This is a genomic window from Sulfuricurvum sp., from assembly GCF_023250475.1.
Taxonomy (GTDB): Bacteria; Campylobacterota; Campylobacteria; order Campylobacterales; family Sulfurimonadaceae; genus Sulfuricurvum.
This window is the reverse complement of sequence record NZ_JAHFAQ010000030.1, coordinates 1-18,021: the sequence shown is the minus strand read 5'-3', so window position 1 is coordinate 18,021 and position 18,021 is coordinate 1. Positions and strand designations below refer to the sequence as shown.

Here is an 18,021-nt window from a genome sequence, read left to right as displayed (position 1 = left end):
ATGTGATTTGCTCCTCATCGACGATATTCAGTTTTTAAGTAATAAAAACCAAATCCAAGAAGAGTTTTTCCACACGTTTGATGCGCTTCGAAATGAGAACAAGCAAATCATTATCACCTCGGATAAACCCCCGAAAAAAATCGGCGGTCTCGAAGAGCGTCTCAAAAGCCGATTCGAGTCGGGACTCGTTGCCGATATTCAGCCCCCAGAACTCGAAACCAAAATCGAAATCATCAAGAAAAAATGTGAGATCAACCGTGTCAAACTCGATCGGGAAGTGATCAACTACGTTGCGACGATTATCGAAAACAATACCCGTGAAATCGAAGGGATCCTATCTAAACTCAATGCCTATTCACAACTGATGGGTGTTGACATTACCATCGAATTTGCACGAAATGTTCTCAAAGAACAAATGGCAGAAAAACGGAGCAATATTACTACCGATCTTATTATGGATACAGTAGCCAAAGAGCTTAATATTAAACCAAGTGAAATTCGTTCAAAAAGCCGAAATAGCAATATTGTCTACGCTCGCAGAATCGCTATTTATCTCTCCCGTTCACTCACACCAAACTCCATGCCTCAGCTTGCTCAATATTTCGGAATGAAAGATCACACTGCCGTCAGTCATACCATGAAGAAAATTCATGAATTAATGAAAAATGATGAAGATTTTCGAGTTAAAATTGAAGAACTCTCCAATAAAGTTTCCATTGCAACCCCTGAATAATATTTTGTGTTTGTAAAGGCTATTTAAAAAAGATATAATTCGTACAATGTGAATAAGTGTGAATGAAAGCTGATTGCTTCATCACATTGATAAAGCTGTAGAGGCGGGAGTTTACGGGGTGTTTTCACCCATTCACCCCCCCTTATTACTAACTACTACAATTAATGCTTATATATAATAAAAGGAGTCTTTTATGAAAATCACCGTTGACAAGTCGGTTTTGGAAAATATCCTTCTACATCTTCAGCCCTTTCTAGAAAAAAAAGATACGTCTCAGATAACCTCACATATTTTACTCTCAACCGACGGCAGAACTTTGTATGCCAAAGCAACCGATTATGAAATCGGACTTGTTATTCAAACCAATTCTGTGACGGTAGAAGAACCTGGTTCTCTCACTGCAAACGGTAAAAAACTTCTGGATATTATTCGTATCCTAAAAGATGAAGAAGTTGAACTGACTTTGGATAAAGAGACACTCCATATCCGTCAAAAACGGTCAAACTTCAAACTTCCTACCTATAAAAGTTCTGAATTTCCCTCTTTTCCTACAACTGACGGAAAACCGAATATTGCAATAAATTCTCATCTGCTCATTGAATCATTGAAAAAAATTACCCCTGCAGCCGATACCAACAATCCAAAGTTTGAACTCAACGGGGCATTAATCGATATTAAAAATAACCAAATCAATTTTGTTTCTACCGATACCCGCCGTCTTGCATTGGTTCACATTGAAAGCCAAAACGACCATGAACTTTCTATCATTGTCCCTAAAAAAGCAATTATTGAAATTCAAAAACTTTTTACCGACAATATCGAAATTTATTACGACAATACCCATTTGATTATCAAATCCGATGATTCTCTTTTTTATACCAAGCTGATCAACGGTAAATTTCCGGATTACAGCCGTATTATCCCTAAAGAAGCTCAACGCACTATACTTTTGCCTAAAAGTGTTATCGTTACCGCTATCAAGCAGATTACGACGATTTCCAATGATCTCAAACTTACCTTTCAACAAGATTCTATACTTTTTGAAAGCTTGAGTGACGATAACATTGAAGCAAAAACTACGGTTGAAATCGAAAACGGATTTGAATCCCCATTTATCCTTGCCATAAACAGCCGCTATATTTTGGATTTTTTATCTCAAGTCAGTGCTACCGAATTTACCCTTGAAGCCAATGAATCCAATCAACCTTTTGTTTTAAAAGATCAAAATTTTAAAACAATTGTCATGCCGATTGTTATTTAATCCTCTTTTTTATATCTTCTTTCTCCCCTCTTAAGGGGTTTACTTCAATAAAAGCCTATTTTTTAGTTTATCTACGGTAAAATAAAGCATTAAACACGCTTAAAAGCTGGAGCAACTATGGAAAATTACGGTGCTAGTAATATTAAAGTCCTTAAAGGTCTCGAAGCCGTTCGAAAACGACCCGGCATGTACATCGGTGATACCGGTCATCGCGGACTTCACCATCTAATCTACGAAGTCGTTGATAACTCGATCGACGAAGCGATGGCAGGACATTGTGATACGATCACTGTAACCTTGACAAAAAACGGTACGGCAATGGTCAGCGATAACGGTCGCGGTATTCCGACGGATATCCATCCGGGTGAAGGGATTTCTGCGGCTACGGTTGTTTTAACCGTATTGCATGCCGGAGGAAAATTTGACAAAGATACCTATAAAGTTTCGGGCGGTTTGCACGGGGTAGGGGTATCGGTTGTAAATGCACTCAGTTCTGATTTGAAAATGACCATTTTTCGTGAAGGGCAAAGTTTTGAGCAAAACTTCAAATGCGGTATCCCGCAAGAGCCTTTAGCGGTAACCGGAACAACCCGAAAACGTGGTACAACGATTGAATTTTTTCCGGATCCTTCTATCTTTACCGAAACTATTATTTTTGATTATGACTATTTGGCAAAACGTTTTCGTGAACTTGCCTACCTCAATCCGCGTATTACGATTGTTTTCAAAGATGATCGCAACGGTGCAAGCAATACCTACCATTTCGAAGGCGGTATCAGCCAATTTGTTACTGATGTGAACAAAAAAACGGTAGTTGCTTCTCCGTTTGCATTCAGTGAAAAAATTGAAGATATCGAGATGGATATCGCCGTAATGTATAACGACAGTTACGACGAAAAGATGTTTACGTTTGTTAATAACATCAATACCCCTAACGGCGGTACTCATGAAGCAGGTTTCCGTGCAGGACTTACCCGTGTTATTTCAAACTACAACAAACAAAACGGAAATGCCAAAGAGAAAGATATCCCATTATCGGGTGAGGATGTTTCGGAGGGGCTTATCTGTGTTGTTTCTGTACGAGTACCGGAACCGCAGTTTGAAGGCCAAACCAAAGGGAAACTTGGAAATACCTATGTTCGACCGTTGGTTCAAAAAGTAACCTACGAAAAACTGACCAAATATTTTGAAGAGAATCCGATTCAAGCCAAAGCCATTATACAAAAAGCGTTAATGGCGGCACGCGGTCGTGAAGCGGCAAAAAAAGCGCGTGAACTCACCCGTCGCAAAGATGCGATGACGGTGGGAACATTACCGGGTAAACTGGCAGACTGCCAAAGCAAAGACCCTGCAATCAGCGAACTCTATCTGGTGGAAGGGGACTCTGCGGGCGGTTCGGCAAAACAGGGACGCGACCGTGTTTTCCAAGCGATTTTACCTCTCAAAGGTAAAATCCTCAACGTCGAAAAAGCGCGTTTGGACAAAATTCTAAAATCCGAAGAGATCACCAACATGATCACTGCACTTGGCTGCGGAATCGGTGAAGAGTTCAACGAAGACAAACTCCGTTACCACAAGATCATTATCATGACCGATGCTGACGTCGACGGTAGCCATATTCAAACATTATTATTGACGTTCTTTTTCCGATATCTTCCGAAGATTGTTGAAAACGGTTACCTTTATTTGGCACAACCGCCGTTGTATCGCTATAAAAAAGGGAAAAAAGAGATCTACTTTAAAGATGACCGCGTAATGAACGCCTTCTTGATCGAAAACGGTATCGAAGCGCTTGAATCAGAAGATTTAAATGTCGGTGTCAATGATCTCGTCTCATTCTTCAAGATGGTTGATCACTACCGCAGTACACTCGATGCGTTAGAGCGTCGTTATGCCCTTGTCGAACTTATCCGTTATTTCATTGAAAATCCGGATTTGATCGCATTGCCGCTTAAAGAGATGTACACTAAAGTCGAAGCATTCCTAACGGCTCAGGGGAATAACATCCTCAGTAAAAGTGTTAGCGATGAGGATATGCACCTCTTTGTCCAAACCAAAGAGGGATTGGAAGAGTTGCATATCAATGATGAGCTTTTTGCATCACCGCATTTTGCGGAAGCCAATTATATTTTCCAAAAAATTCAGGATTGGAATTTGCCGTTGAAGGGTGATTTGCTTGAGTTACTGACACAAATTACCGATTTTGCGAAGAAAGGGTCTTATATTCAACGTTATAAAGGTCTCGGGGAGATGAATCCCGAGCAGCTTTGGGAAACGACCATGACACCGGAAAATCGTGTATTGCTTCGAATTACTATTGACGATTTTGAATCCGCGGGTGATTCGTTTAATCTCTTTATGGGTGATGATGTCGAACCGCGCCGTAACTACATTGAAACACACGCTAAAGACGTTAAACATTTGGATATTTAGTCTTCGATGACCTATACCGAACAAAAAGAGAGAGAACACCGTTTTGCATTGGCATTGCGGATGGGACTCCCTATCTTTTTTTTAAGTTCAGTCACTTTATTTGCCCTTTTTTCTCAAACCTACACTTCCCTTGCATCCTTAATAGTTTTATCCATATCGCTCCTTGGGATAATGGTCTACTTTATTTTTTATCTTATTTATCAAAGTACCCACGAAACAATTACCGATCCTATAACCCATGTCTTTACGTCGGAATATTTTTTTCAATTGGCGTCAAAAGGACTCCAAAAAAATACCCAAACGATTATAATGATAAGTGTTGAAAATTTATGGTCTATTAATGAGCGCTATGGAGTCAAAAACGGGGATCGGGCTTTGCAGAGCACCGTTAAAAAACTGGACAGTTTTTTCCGTGAAAAAGGGATAGCAAAGCTTCCGATCGGACGTTATAAAGGGGGTGATTTTTTAACCATTTTACCGGGTGAAAAAGAGCAGTACCGAACTCTTATCGAACTCTTTATGAGTAAATACCAAAATCATGTCAATGATGAGATTGAAATAAGGGTCGGAGCTGTTATGATCGATTCACGCCTTTCTAATAATATTGAGTTATTAACAAGCCGCTTGTATGAATTGCATAACGATCAAATAACGGCAGAAAAAGAGGAATTCTACTCCATTAATGAACTCGAACAAGAAATACTTGAAGCGTTGGAAGAGAAACATTTTTCAATCGGATTTTGGCCTGTATGCTGTGATCAGGATGAAATGTTTGATACATCCGTCAAATTAATCGATTCGGAAGGGAGGTATATTCATCAAAGCCGCTATGTTCCTGTCCTAAATCGTCTTAATAAAATGCGTTATCTTGAAAGCGATGTTCTTGAAAAATTAGGGGAGTTATGTGATGATCAAAATCGATATTTTGTTGTGACAATCTCTTCGGTTACACTTCGTAATCCACACTTTTTCGAGCAGGCACTCACGTTGTTTGAGCGTTATCCGCTAGCGAAAGAAAAAATAGTCTTATTGTTTGAAGAGAAAGAGTATTGTCACCAGTTGGATCGTTTTGCCCAGCAGATAGCACTTTATCGAAAAGCGGGATACAAAATTGCATTGGACCGTCTGGGCGGATATCACACAACCCTTCTGTATCTAAAAGAGTTAGAGGTGGATATTGTGCGGTTTGATCCTCTTTACAGCCGCAACATTAAAAAAGCAGGGTATCAAAATATACTTCAGGGGCTTAATCTTAGTGTCCATTTGTGCGGGGCGAAAACATGGATCTCTATGATTGAAGATGAATATAGCGATAATCTCGTGCAATCACTTAAAATTAATTATCGGCAGGGAAATTATCTCGGTAAAATTTTAACCTTGGACGAAATAACACAGAAGGAAATAAACGTATGAAATACGGTGAGCAGATAGTTGAAAATTTTGATATTGAAAAAGATTTTGAGATTTGGCCCAACCAGCATGAACGTGATTATGTGATTAAAGTGACGTTACCGGAATTCACTTGTCTTTGTCCGCGCAGCGGATATCCCGATTTTGCGACCATTTATGTCGAATACACACCGGATAAATGGGTAGCCGAACTCAAAGCCATCAAACTGTACATTAATTCGTTCAGAAACCGCCATATTTCGCACGAAAACAGTGCAAATGAGATCTACTCGGTATTTGAACAGAAAATCGCTCCTAAGCGCTTAAAAGTGGTTGCTGACTATTATCCGCGCGGGAATGTTCATACGGTAGTGGAGATCGATAGTGAAAAAATGGTGAAAGAGAAGTAAGAAGATAAAATATAAAGGGACAAACCCTTTATATCAACCGAATTTGCCCGTAATATATTCTTGGGTAAGTTTTTCTTTCGGGGTGACAAACAGCTCTTCGGTATGCCCCAGCTCTATCAATTCTCCCAGATACATAAATCCGGTATAGTCGCTGACACGTGCGGCCTGCTGCATATTGTGGGTAACGATGATGATGGAAACGCGCTCTTTGAGCTCGATGACCAGTTTTTCGATCCCCTGTGTCGAAATAGGGTCAAGTGCCGAAGTCGGTTCATCAAACAAGAGGACTTCGGGCTCGACGGCAATGGCGCGTGCGATACACAGACGCTGCTGTTGACCGCCGGAGAGGCCGTTCGCATCGTGTTTGAGACGGTCTTTTACCTCTTTCCACAATGCGGCGTCCTGGAGCGCTTTTTCAACACGTCCTTCAAGCTCCGATTTATTTTTTATCCCCTGCAGACGCATTCCGTAGGCAACATTATCAAAAATAGACATGGGAAATGCGGTCGGTTTTTGGAAAATCATTCCGATTTTGGTTCGTAAATGGATCAAATCCTCTTTCGGATTCAAAATGTTGCGCCCTTCAAATTCGATTTCCCCATTGTAGGTGTTTCCCGGATAGAGATCATGCATTCGGTTAAATGAGCGTAAAAGTGTTGTTTTACCGCATCCTGAAGGGCCGATCAGTGCAGTAACAGAATGTTTGGCAATCGGCATAGAAACTTTTTTCAGACTCGGTGCAGCTGCACCTTTGTAAGTGAATTCAAAATCACGTACATGAAGTGCGCATTCGTCTTTGATATCAATAATACTGGCCATGGATTATTTCCTTTTTCCCATTAATAAAATAAGTCGTCCCATAATGTTGAGACCCAAAATAAACATCGAGAGGATAAAAGCAGCTGCCCATCCGAGTTGCTGCCAGTCGTCATAGGGACTGATCGCATAGTTAAACATTGTCACCGTCAGTGAAGGCATTGCTTCATTCAGATCGGTTGTGAAAAAGTTGTCGTTAAAGGAGGTAAACAGCAACGGTGCCGTCTCTCCGCCGACGCGGGCAATACCGAGTAGTACACCGGTTAAAATCCCCGCTTTGGCTCCACGATAAACGATATCTATAATCACTTTGTATTTCGGTGCACCCAGAGCAAATGCCGCTTCGCGGAGGGTTCCCGGAACAAGCTGCAGCATATCATCAGTGGTTCGCAAAATAACCGGAATCATAATGATAGCCAAAGCTATAGCCCCGGCCCAAGCACTGAAATGACCCATAGGCATAACAACAACCGCATAGACAAACGCCCCGATAACGATAGAGGGGGCCGACATCATGATGTCGGAGATATCGCGGATAGTATGGGCTAATTTGGAGTTTTTACCGTATTCGCTCAAATAGGTACCGGCCAAAATTCCCAGAGGAACCCCGATAAAAGTCGCTAAACCTACGAGAATAAGCTGGCCGACAAGGGCGTGTTTGAGACCGCTCTCCGCATAACCCGGAGGGGAGCCTTCATAGATAAAGATGTTCCAGTTTAGAGCATGAACCCCTTTCATCACCAAAACACCGAGTATCCAAAATAAAAAGGCGAGGGCTATTATGGCGCTAAGGGTTGAAAAAGCGAGTGCCAGTTTGTTGATGATGATCCGTTTTTGAACTGCGGTCATTGTCCTTTCCTCACTTTACGTAAAAAGTAAAACTTTGCAACGGCGATAACGACAAAGCTCATGATGAGCAACGTCAATGCCAATCCAAAGAGGCTGGAGAAATAAAGCGAACTGTCCGCTTCAGTAAATTCGTTGGCAAGGGTAACCGGAATCGAGGTTGTCGGATCCATAATAGAGTTTGGCGTATGGTGGACATTCCCCATAACAAAGGTAACGGCCATCGTTTCTCCGATAGCACGACCCAGAGCCAGGATGAGAGAGCCGATAATCCCCGCTTTAGCGTAAGGGATAATAACGTCTTTGATAACGTCCCATTGAGTTCCCCCCAGAGCGTAGGCGGACTCTTTGAGGATATCGGGAGTGGTATTCATCGCATCGCGGGTAACGGCGGCCATAAAAGGGAGGATCATAATGGCTAAAACAATTCCTGCCGCCAAAAGACCGATCCCCATTCCGCCGAAAAGATCACGTAAGATCGGGACAAAGAAAAACAGCCCCCACATTCCGTAGATAACCGAAGGGATAGCGGCGAGGAGCTCGACACTCACACCGAAAAACCCTTTGATCTTATCGTGGGCGATTTCGCTTAGAAAGATTGCTACCCCGATGGCAATCGGAATAGCCAAAAGCATTGCTAAAAAAGTGGAAGCAACCGAACCGAAAATGGCCGCATAGGCACCGAATTTATCGAGATTCGGAGCCCATTCGTCTTTGGTAATGAAATCAAGACCGAAGGTCTGCATTGCTTCAGTGGAGTGATTAAAGAGAACCACAAATATCCATGCGACGATGAATAAAATCAGCAGTGCGCTGGTGCGGGTCATATTTAAGAAGATTTTATCAATCATGCCAAGCCTTGCCTTAAAATAATGGGGCAATTTTATTACACGATCATTACAACACTGTTACCAAATATTTTTTAGTCCAATCGAGTGCTTCTTCGCGAGTCAAAAACCGTTGATCCAATTGGGCAGTATAGGCTTTTTCCAAGATGATTTTAAACTTCTCCGATGGGTGTAGTCCCAAAGCAATCAAATCACGCCCCATCACCAGCGGCGGCGGCGGCTCATAAAGCACTCCGAGAAAAAGTGCACGCTCATGGAGCCATTCACCCGCTTCGAAACGTTTGGGTGTTTCACCTATAAATGTACGTCCGAAAAAATCGGCTTTGGCAACGAGAATTAGATCGTGGATACGGACGTGAATACTCAGATGGAGAATTTCACTATCTTTGGCACAGGAACGGTAAAGTTTGCGAGGCCATCCGTGATAACGGATGAGGGATAAAATACGGCTGATGAGGGTTTTGTCATCGGTTATCCGTTCTAACCAGCCGCAGGCGATCGAGGCACCTTCCTCGGCATGTTTCGGGGCATTGAGCACTCCATCGGCAATAGAGGTGGTATCGGGCTTGCCGATATCGTGCAATAACATGGTTAACATCAATACGATGTCATCTCTCCATGTTCCGCTGCGCATCGATGCCATCGTATCGAGGGCCATAAGGGTATGGTTCCAAACGGAACCCTCAGGATGCGAATCAGCTTCTTGAGGAGTTGCTTCGAGTCTATCAAGAGGGGTAAAAAAAGGAAGAGCACCCATATCACGCAATAACGTCATTCCGATTGAGGGATACTTGCTTAGGAGGAGAAGTTTTTTGAGTTCCTCGAAAATCCTCTCTTTCGGAAGCTCATCGAGTGCTCCTTGTCGAATCATTTTTTGGCACAGAGCTAACAGATGTTTATCACACGTTAGCTCAAAGCGGGCGGCAAACTGTACTGCACGCAAAATCCGCAACGGGTCATCGACAAAGGTTTCGGAATCGACGCATTTAAGAGACTTGTTTTTTAAATCCTCAACGCCTCCGAACGGATCGAGCAGTGTTTGGGTGAGAGGATCATAACCGATGGCATTGATCGTAAAATCCCGTCGACGTGCTGCTGCGGTAAAATCGAGATCACTATGCCATGCCGTTTCAAACCCTTTATGTCCGAACCCGGACTTGGATTCCGTTCGAGGGGGGGAAAAATCGATGGAATATCCCTCGTAGTTCAGTTTCAGAACTCCGAAATTTTTACCGTAGAGCCCTATTTTTCCAAAAGGGCGAAGAGTGGTTTCCAGTTCTTCAAGCGAAGTTACACCGTAGAGTTCAATATCCAGATCGGAAGTGGTGTGTCCGGTGAAATGATCACGGACAAATCCTCCGACAAAAATAGCTTTTATCCCATTATGGGCGAGATGTTTTATCAGTCGCACCAGTGGAGGGGAGAGGGTGATCATTTTTTGGCGTTACCCTTTTTTTGAATCAAATTTTCAAGAGGGAAACTGAAGGTAGAACCGATTCCAAGTGTGCTCGCGATACGAAGTTCGGAGTCATGGAGTTTGAGGATATAGCTAACAATGGAGAGGCCAAGACCCATCGAGTTATCCCAACGATTTTTTTGGACGCGATAAAATTTAGAGGTGATTTTATCAAGTTCGATCGGAGCGATTCCGATCCCCTTATCGCTGATACTCAGCGTGTTATCGCTCAGGGTAAGGGATACTTCTTCTTCGGAGTATTTGAGCGCATTGTCGATAAGATTGGTAACCACAAGCTCAATCATCGTTTTATCGGCAAAGACCGTTTTTGAAATCCCGTTATAGGTAATGGAACGAGCCGGATATTTGGCTTGCAGAATAGAGATTGAGTCGTGACATACTTCGGAGAGCTCAAACAGTGAGGGTTTGATGGAGAGGTCGTTGTTCTCAAGCTTGACCGAGAGGGCAAGACGATCCAGCATAAGGGTTATACGATGGGTATTTGAGAGGATTTTATCTAAAAATTTTTCACGAATTTTCGGATCGATATTTAAATCATCATGCAGTGTTTCGGCATATCCCATAATGGCGGCAATCGGATTTTTAAATTCATGACTGATAGCGGAGAGGATATCGTTTTGCTGTTTGTTGATGAGGCGGAGCTTGGCGGTGTGTTTGCGCTTTTGTTTGTCACGGTTATTGAGTTTTTTTACGAGATTCTTGAGCATAACGGAGATTTGCAAAAACTCTCGAAAGTGTTCCGGTTTAAGGATGGCACGGTAGTTTTTCGCAGATACTTCATCTAAATAGCGGGTGATTTGGAGAATATCGTAACGAGCTTTTTTTGAGATTTTATAGGCGATAATCAGTGCAATGGCCACCAACACGCTAAAAGCGATAAAGAGTTTGATCCATAGGGCATAAAAATGGTCCATAACACTTTTTAAACTCATCGAAAGACGAAAATAGAGGTTTCCTTGTTGTGTCGACACTTTTTTGGCGACATAGACGAAATCGGTTTTAAGCGTTTTTGAATAGCGGGTTGTTATCCCGTAGGGTTCACTCATCGCCTGCATGATTTCGATACGGTTGGAGTGATTTTCCATCGTTTTTTTGTCGGTATCGCTCTCACCTATAACATCACCGTTTTCACGGACGATTGTTACCCGAATGTGAGCCTTTTGTGCAATCGAATGGGCGAGGGAATCAAGATCGCTTGACGTGGCTATTTGGGGTTCAAGAAGTTCGATGCTTTGAATAAGCCTATTTTTCCCCTCTTCGATGATCATCGATTTTAGACTGATAAAGCTTATCAGAGAGGCAACGAAAAGTGCGGCAACAAATAGCCCCAAAACATTGAAGAAAAAAAACTGATGGATCTTTAGCACAGTGTGTAACCGACTCCCCGTACTGTTTTGATGTATTCTTTGGACTTGTCGGGATCGATTTTTTCTTTAAGTCGGTTGATAGCGACATTGACGGTACGGTCTTGGTACACTTCGTCGCTTCCCCATACGTTTTCAAGAAGATAATCACGCTCCAATACAACATTCTCGTTGACGATCAGGGCATGAAGAAGATCAAATTCGAGTTTGGTCAGCTCGACCATGTTTCCCTCGATATGTACCGTACGGGCAGCGAGATTGAGCGCGATATCACGGTAGGTCAGGTTGCCTTCGCTGGAGAGCTTCTTGGTACGGCGCAATACCGCTTTAACCCGTAAAATCAGCTCTTTCATGCTGAAAGGTTTGGTGATATAGTCATCCCCTCCCCGCTCAAACCCCTGTTCGATCTCTTCGTCTTTGTGTTTGGCACTAACAAAAATAACAGGCGTTTGAACTCCCCGTTTACGTAATGATTCGACGAATTCCGATCCTTCGGCACCCGGGAGATTCCGATCCATGAGGATCAGATCTACATTTTCTTCTTCCAGGGCATCGACGACATGTTTTGTATTGAGAAAACCGATGGTTTCAAACCCCTCTTTGGCGAGGTGATACTCCATAAGTTCCAAAATGTCCTGTTCGTCTTCGACAATCAGTATCAACGCATTCACGGCTGATTCCTTTTTTCGTAGTTCTAAGTATGCGGAGCGCATTAACTATGCAAATTCAGTTCGCCGCCTTTTTGTGCATAAAGCATGAGCGAAGCGATGTTAACGGTACGATCACCGATGCGCTCTAATTTACGCAAGGTTCCTAACACTCTAACGTACTCGACGGCAAGTTCATTGGCGTCAATAATGAGATTGAGGAGCTCTTTTTCCATAAGAGAAAAAAGATCGTCATTTTTAGACTCTTCGACCATCACTTTGCGATAGGTATCGTCTGCATCGCAAGAGTTAATGTTTTTCAAACATTCTGCAATGTATTGTAACGCATTGATCGTTGTTTTGTGCAACTGAATAATCGCATTGGTCAAAACAGACATATCGCATCCTCCCATGCAATGATCATGCAGACGTTTGCTGTATTTTTTGAGTCCATCGCCGATACGGTCGATTTCGTTGGTCATTTTGAGATACGCAACTAACAGCCTTAACTCATCAGCTTCGGGGCCGAAGAGAGCGAACGTTTTGATGATTTCATTATCAATCTTATTCGCATCCACTTGAATGTTTTTAATATAGGTACGTGAGCTTTCATACAGTTCTGCATTATCGGTTTCAAATGCTTTGAGTGTCTCTTCGCTTGATTGGATAATTTGAGAAAGCATAACGGAGATCATTCCCCGAATTTCATTGAGTTTGTTTTCATAGCGTGGTAGCATTGGCGTGCCTTTGATTAAATGATGGTGCGCGATTATAACAATGATTTATAACGGAGAGATTACAAACCGAGATGGTTCTTTGTAATCGTTTCGTTACCCGAGACATCTACAATACCGCCATCAAAAATTCCAAAAGGATTCCATTATGCTAAAGAATGCTACAAAAGGTTTGGTTATCGCGGCAATCGCGGCAACTTCTATGATCGCGGCAGATAAAATCAATGGAGCAGGTGCTACATTTCCGGCTCCTGTATATTATGATTGGGCGTATAACTACCAAAAAGCAACGCATACACGTGTTAATTACCAGGCTATCGGCTCAGGCGGCGGAATTAAACAAATCTCTGAGCGTATCGTAGATTTCGGTGCGACAGATGCCCCATTGACATCTAAAGAGCTGGCTGCGGCAAAGTTGACTCAGTTTCCTGCGGTAATCGGTTCTATCGTAGTAGCGCATAACCTTCCGGGTGTTGCGGATGAAAAACTCAAACTTAAAAACTCTGTTGTAGCGGATATCTTTGCCGGTAAAATCACAATGTGGAACGACGCCGCAATCGCTGCGGACAATGCCGGAATCAAACTTCCAGCTGAAAAAATCATCGTTGCCCACCGCTCAGACGGATCAGGAACAACCTATGTTTTTACCGACTTTTTGAGCGATTCGTCTAATAACTGGAAAAGCAAATTCGGTATCGGTAAAGCGATCGGCTGGGCAACCGGTGTCGGCGGAAAAGGGAATGAGGGTGTAACGAACCTTATCAAACAAACGCCATACTCTATCGGGTATATTGAAAACGCGTATAAAGAGAAAAACAACCTCTCTGCAGCTACATTGCAAACAGCAAGCGGTAAATGGGTAGCAGCAACCAAACCGAACTTTATGGCAGCGGTTAAACAAGCTTCTTGGAAAAAATCAGAAGGTTTCTACGGTTCGTTGGTATCTCAAAAAGGGGATACGGCGTATCCGATCGTAGCGGCAACCTATATTCTCTTGCCAAAAGAAAAAGCGGAAACCAATGCGCAAGTTATCCAATTCTTTGACTATGCGTTTAAAAATGGCGACAAAGCCGCTGAAAAACTTGGTTATATCCCTCTTCCGGTTGAAACAACGAATCTTGTCCGCGAATATTGGGCTGAGACCAAATAACGTTTCCATCCATCCTCTCGGGTGGGTACCTTTAAGGGCATTCTGTGCGTTTAAAGGTGCCCTTGCGGCACATTCATTTCTCCTTCTTCAATTCCTTAAGTTTAACTCATCTGTTCTAGCGTAGGCGTTCAGGTGAGTATTTCCATTCATTTTCCTTATTGTAATCATTCTGCAATGTAACATTGACGTAATTTGTTTTTTCTACAATGACATCACTAAAAAACAGGAGTGATTCTTATGAAAAAAGTTGCATTATCTGCCCTTGCTGCGGTAGTGATAAGCGGTGTCGCATCAGCCGATGCATTGACTCTCTACAGTGATCCGAAAACCGGACAAGTGTTCACGACTCCGGGTGAGGGACGTGTGGAGATGGGTGATTTCGTCAGCGCAAAAGAAGTTGACATGCAAATGCGTGATTTAGAATCAAAAGGTTCTGAATACCAAGACAAAATGTCTAAATACGTTAACGTAAAATCAAAAGCAAAAACACTTGAGTTCAGCGGTACCCACTATTTCGGTTTGAGCAGTAACTCATACGGAGAGCAAAACTGGAATGGTGGTGACAAATCAACCGGTTTTGAGCTTCGCCGTAACTATTTGCAAGCCAAAGCGTATTTTAACGACAAAGATTATTTCCGCGTAACGATGGATACGACGAAAGAGCTTGAATCGACAACATCGTATGCCAATATGTACGTCAAATATGCGTATCTCTACTTGGATAAAGTTCTTCCGTATACAGGAGTTGAGATCGGTATCGCGCACCGTCCGTGGATCGATTACGAGGAACACAATGCGTGGAACTACCGTTCAATTAACAAAGTTATTTTGGAAGACAAATTTTCAACGGCAGCAACCGGAGGTTTAACAACGACCACATCCGTTGGACCGGATGTTTTGAACTCGGCTGACCTTGGGGTGAACTTCCAAACGAAAACACCGTATGTTTCAAGCGAACTCGGTCTTTTCAACGGAGAAGGGTACCATGCGGATAAAAATGCTAATAACCAACAAAACAGCAGTAATCTTTCGTTTGAATGGCGTTTGACCGGACACTTGCTCGGAAACGGTGAGCAAGTAGGTAAATACAAATTAGAAAAAGACACTTATGCAAACATTTCATTTGCAGGTTTGAGCAGTAATAATCATAAAGACAACTCACAAACTGTCAATGATGCAGCTGAATATGATCGTAATGCCTATTGGTTTCATTTTGTCTACAATCAACCTGAATTCTTGATTGCGGCACAATATGACGTGAGCAAAGATAAAGTACAAGACACGGGTGCTGAGACAAAACTCAAAATGTGGTCGGTGAACGGTGAAATTCGTCCGGCACAAGATTGGACGGTTCTTGCGCGTTACGATAGCTTGAAAACAGAGTATTCTGGTTCAGCTTCTGCTGCAACAAAAAATGATACTAATGTCGGAGATGCAACACAGTTTATCTATGGTGTCGCTTACCACTACAACAAAAACGTTAAATTCATTGCATCCGGTAAAACCGTTAATGCAAAAGATGAAACTGTTGCTAAAATCAATGGTGTAAATCAGTCTTATGCCGTCGGTGATCAGCTTGACAAACAAAGCTGGATGCTTACAACCGAGGTTGAGTGGTAAGAGCCGCTTAGCGTCTTATTCACGTTCTCTCTCCCGCAATTGCGGGAGACATCTTCATTTATTTTTTTTCCGCTACAATACTTCCCATATCAATTTAAGAGAAACTCAAAAATGATCACAGCAAATTTAGTATTGATGATGATAGGGCTGCTATTTCTCCTGATCGGACTGGTTGCCCTGTATGTTTGGATCGGCAAAAGTAAAACAATCGCTGTTTCGGTTCCGGAAACAATCGAGACATTCGAATCTCTAAGTAATATTATAAAAAACAGATCATCAAGCACCAGAGAGCTAAACCATGCCGTTGAGATGATATTGAATCATTTTGGAACCATGAATGCGCACACATCAGGAAAATACAAGCATTTGCTTGAAGAATTATGCGTCCATCCCCGTACCGACTCGAAACTCATACTGCGATTTGAGAAAACGCTTCGAACCAATAATCCTGACTATACCCATGAGATTGAGAAATCGCTCGCAGTAGGACTTGCTAAACGAGGGTAATATTACCGAAGTTTATACGCTATCGGAACGCTGATTCGTACCGATTTTGAAGGTTTTGGAAATTCGCCCGCAGAACTCTGTATGAGATTTCGAGCCGCATCGTCAAGGAGCTCAAACCCTGAACTTTTACTGATGGTGATTTGACTGACTTCACGGGTGGTTTCGAGGGTAAACGTGACGGTAGCTTCCCCTTGCTGTTTTAAACGCAAGGCATTTTTAGGATACGTGAGCCGTTCCATCAAGATAGTGCGTATGCGTCCCAGATTTTCTTCTTCATAATTTTCCTGCGATTTTTGAGCCACAGGGGCAGAAGCTTTTACCGCAACTGCGGGCATTGCCTCCGAAGCTTTGGGTGCAGCAGGAATGGTCACGGGAATACTCTTTTGTGGAAGCGCTGTGATCGTACTCTGTTCCAATGGCGGCTTTTTGGGTTGAGGGAGCACTTGCGGTACTTTTGGCTGGGGAACGGGCTGAAAGCTTTTTTCTAACGGCTTCGGCAGAGGTTGGGCTACGGATATCTTGGTTTCTGATGCTGCTTCTGGGTGCATTAAAATTTTAAGAGAAATTCTTTCAGGTACTATCGGAACGGTTTTATGTATCACGCTCAGCGCTCCGATAATCAGAGCAGCCAGGGTGAAATGAATCCCTAGGGATAGAAGAAGAGGGTTGGGGTTGCGCACGTGTTCCAATGGATATTAGAGTTTCACTTCTACTTTGGCGGATGCTCGGAGCGCATCGGTTGTTTTATTCATGTTGGCTTTGAATTTTTCCACTTTTAAAAACTGTCCGATCTCTTTTTTCGCTTGTTCGTAAGGGACTTTTTTATCCCCTTGTTTCATTTTGTCACTGTTGGCGTCATAAAACGCTTTGGTCTCTTTATCGGTGACACTGATTTTGTTCATTTGCTGCTTCATCCACATGTCGACGGCCAAATCGTCTTTGATCGCTGCATATTGTGCTTTAAAAGCAGGGGTGTTTTGAAGACCGCTTTTTAATACTTGGTCTTTAACCAAGGTTTGGTTAATGAGCTGATCAACAACTTGACGTTTCATTTTTGGATCAAGTTTTTCAAAACTCATTCCCGGAATTGCTTTTGCCATAAATGCATTAGCATCAATGGTGGTGATTGCTTTGCCATTAACGGTAGCGAGGGTTGCAGGGGCGGCATAGGCAAATGAAGTAGCTAATACCAGTGAAATCACGATAGTTGAAAATTTACGAGACATAAGAGGTTCCTTTAGGGAAAGTGTTGCGTTATTATAGTGGGTAATGGTTATGAAAATGTTAATAACCACGGAAAGAACGATTTTTCATACTCGTTTGTCTTTATCTATTTATTTTCCTTCGCCTAGGGGAAGGAATTGACGGGTCCGTTTCAATCCTTCTTTGTGCAAATCGATTGTATGTGCTCTACTAAAGAGCCGGTACATTTGAACGATGTCGATATTCCATCGGACAGCAATTGAAGTCTTTCATCCATTTCATCCGGGAATGGACCGTGCCTACAGCCGGAATGATTGTCACACCAATAAATATCTTCAGGAAGGTACGTGAGTGTTATATTTTCATTCAGGATACAGTGAGCTTTTGCCCCTTTCAATTTATCTATATTTTCAGATAAATAGAGATTGGGGCATGTTTGGATTACTTTTTTTAAAATAGAATTTTTCGGATCATTCCTAATAGCTTTCAAGTCATCTACGGAGATATCCGCCACGGCCTGAACACTCTTCTCCCTCTTCTCAATTTTGAAACCGGGGCTGCTTTGCATATCAGGAAACTCTGT

The 18,021-nt window shown here is 42.5% G+C and carries 18 protein-coding genes; 8 read left to right on the top strand and 10 right to left on the bottom strand.

Going from position 1 to position 18,021, the window contains the following annotated elements:
* The 5 genes from Q0C19_RS04605 to queF form a co-directional block, all read left to right on the top strand.
* Positions 1-733, top strand: a 733-nt coding sequence (locus tag Q0C19_RS04605; protein ID WP_295053214.1) for a chromosomal replication initiator protein DnaA, incomplete at its 5' end; no start/stop codon positions are given.
* A 193-nt stretch (positions 734-926) separates the two neighbouring features.
* Positions 927-1,994 (top strand): DNA polymerase III subunit beta, encoded by a 1,068-nt coding sequence (gene dnaN, locus Q0C19_RS04600; RefSeq protein ID WP_295053212.1) that lies wholly within the window; start codon positions 927-929, stop codon positions 1,992-1,994.
* 117 nt (positions 1,995-2,111) lie between these two features.
* Positions 2,112-4,427 carry a DNA topoisomerase (ATP-hydrolyzing) subunit B gene (gene gyrB, locus Q0C19_RS04595; protein ID WP_295053210.1) on the top strand — a complete coding sequence of 772 codons (2,316 nt, stop codon included), beginning with the start codon at positions 2,112-2,114 and terminating at the stop codon, positions 4,425-4,427.
* 6 nt (positions 4,428-4,433) lie between these two features.
* Positions 4,434-5,840, top strand: coding sequence for an EAL domain-containing protein (locus Q0C19_RS04590; RefSeq protein ID WP_295053209.1), 1,407 nt, complete (start codon positions 4,434-4,436; stop codon positions 5,838-5,840).
* A complete protein-coding gene (gene queF / locus Q0C19_RS04585; protein ID WP_295053207.1) occupies positions 5,837-6,226 on the top strand; it encodes a preQ(1) synthase in 390 nt (129 codons plus the stop codon). The genes Q0C19_RS04590 and queF overlap by 4 nt, the downstream gene beginning before the upstream one ends.
* Positions 6,227-6,259: 33 nt before the next feature.
* Here the strand turns inward: queF and pstB are convergent, their stop codons facing one another.
* From pstB to Q0C19_RS04550, 7 genes are read right to left on the bottom strand one after another with little or no spacing between them, the layout of a single operon-like run.
* Positions 6,260-7,045: a phosphate ABC transporter ATP-binding protein PstB gene (gene pstB / locus Q0C19_RS04580; RefSeq protein ID WP_295053205.1), complete on the bottom strand. Its 786-nt coding sequence runs from the start codon at positions 7,043-7,045 to the stop codon at positions 6,260-6,262.
* 3 nt (positions 7,046-7,048) lie between these two features.
* Entirely contained in the window at positions 7,049-7,891 is an 843-nt protein-coding gene (pstA, locus tag Q0C19_RS04575) for a phosphate ABC transporter permease PstA (RefSeq protein WP_295053203.1), read from the bottom strand.
* Positions 7,888-8,739 carry a phosphate ABC transporter permease subunit PstC gene (pstC, locus tag Q0C19_RS04570; protein ID WP_295053201.1) on the bottom strand — a complete coding sequence of 284 codons (852 nt, stop codon included), beginning with the start codon at positions 8,737-8,739 and terminating at the stop codon, positions 7,888-7,890. The genes pstA and pstC overlap by 4 nt, the downstream gene beginning before the upstream one ends.
* Before the next feature lie 46 nt (positions 8,740-8,785).
* Positions 8,786-10,171: an HD domain-containing protein gene (locus tag Q0C19_RS04565; protein ID WP_295053199.1), complete on the bottom strand. Its 1,386-nt coding sequence runs from the start codon at positions 10,169-10,171 to the stop codon at positions 8,786-8,788.
* Positions 10,168-11,580 carry a HAMP domain-containing sensor histidine kinase gene (locus Q0C19_RS04560; RefSeq protein WP_295053197.1) on the bottom strand — a complete coding sequence of 471 codons (1,413 nt, stop codon included), beginning with the start codon at positions 11,578-11,580 and terminating at the stop codon, positions 10,168-10,170. The genes Q0C19_RS04565 and Q0C19_RS04560 overlap by 4 nt, the downstream gene beginning before the upstream one ends.
* Entirely contained in the window at positions 11,574-12,248 is a 675-nt protein-coding gene (locus Q0C19_RS04555; protein WP_295053196.1) for a response regulator transcription factor, read from the bottom strand. Before Q0C19_RS04555 ends, Q0C19_RS04560 begins: the two co-directional genes overlap by 7 nt.
* A gap of 41 nt (positions 12,249-12,289) precedes the next feature.
* On the bottom strand, positions 12,290-12,961 hold the full coding sequence (locus tag Q0C19_RS04550; RefSeq protein WP_295053194.1) for a PhoU domain-containing protein: 672 nt from the start codon (positions 12,959-12,961) through the stop codon (positions 12,290-12,292).
* A 145-nt stretch (positions 12,962-13,106) separates the two neighbouring features.
* Here Q0C19_RS04550 and pstS point away from each other — a divergent pair, with 145 nt between their 5' ends.
* The 3 genes from pstS (at position 13,107) to Q0C19_RS04535 (ending at position 16,235) form a co-directional block, all read left to right on the top strand.
* Entirely contained in the window at positions 13,107-14,108 is a 1,002-nt protein-coding gene (pstS, locus tag Q0C19_RS04545) for a phosphate ABC transporter substrate-binding protein PstS (RefSeq protein ID WP_295053192.1), read from the top strand.
* Between the two features lie 237 nt (positions 14,109-14,345).
* Positions 14,346-15,728 (top strand): hypothetical protein, encoded by a 1,383-nt coding sequence (locus Q0C19_RS04540; RefSeq protein ID WP_295053191.1) that lies wholly within the window; start codon positions 14,346-14,348, stop codon positions 15,726-15,728.
* A 111-nt stretch (positions 15,729-15,839) separates the two neighbouring features.
* On the top strand, positions 15,840-16,235 hold the full coding sequence (locus Q0C19_RS04535; RefSeq protein ID WP_295053188.1) for a hypothetical protein: 396 nt from the start codon (positions 15,840-15,842) through the stop codon (positions 16,233-16,235).
* A gap of 2 nt (positions 16,236-16,237) precedes the next feature.
* On the opposite strand, the gene Q0C19_RS04530 is transcribed toward Q0C19_RS04535, so the two are convergent.
* The 3 genes from Q0C19_RS04530 to Q0C19_RS04520 all read right to left on the bottom strand — a co-directional run.
* Positions 16,238-16,783, bottom strand: coding sequence for an energy transducer TonB (locus Q0C19_RS04530; protein WP_295053186.1), 546 nt, complete (start codon positions 16,781-16,783; stop codon positions 16,238-16,240).
* A 147-nt stretch (positions 16,784-16,930) separates the two neighbouring features.
* Complete coding sequence (locus Q0C19_RS04525; protein WP_295053185.1) at positions 16,931-17,461, bottom strand: hypothetical protein; 531 nt, start codon at positions 17,459-17,461, stop codon at positions 16,931-16,933.
* A gap of 149 nt (positions 17,462-17,610) precedes the next feature.
* The coding region (locus Q0C19_RS04520) for a hypothetical protein (protein WP_295053184.1) at positions 17,611-18,021 on the bottom strand (411 nt) is incomplete at its 5' end.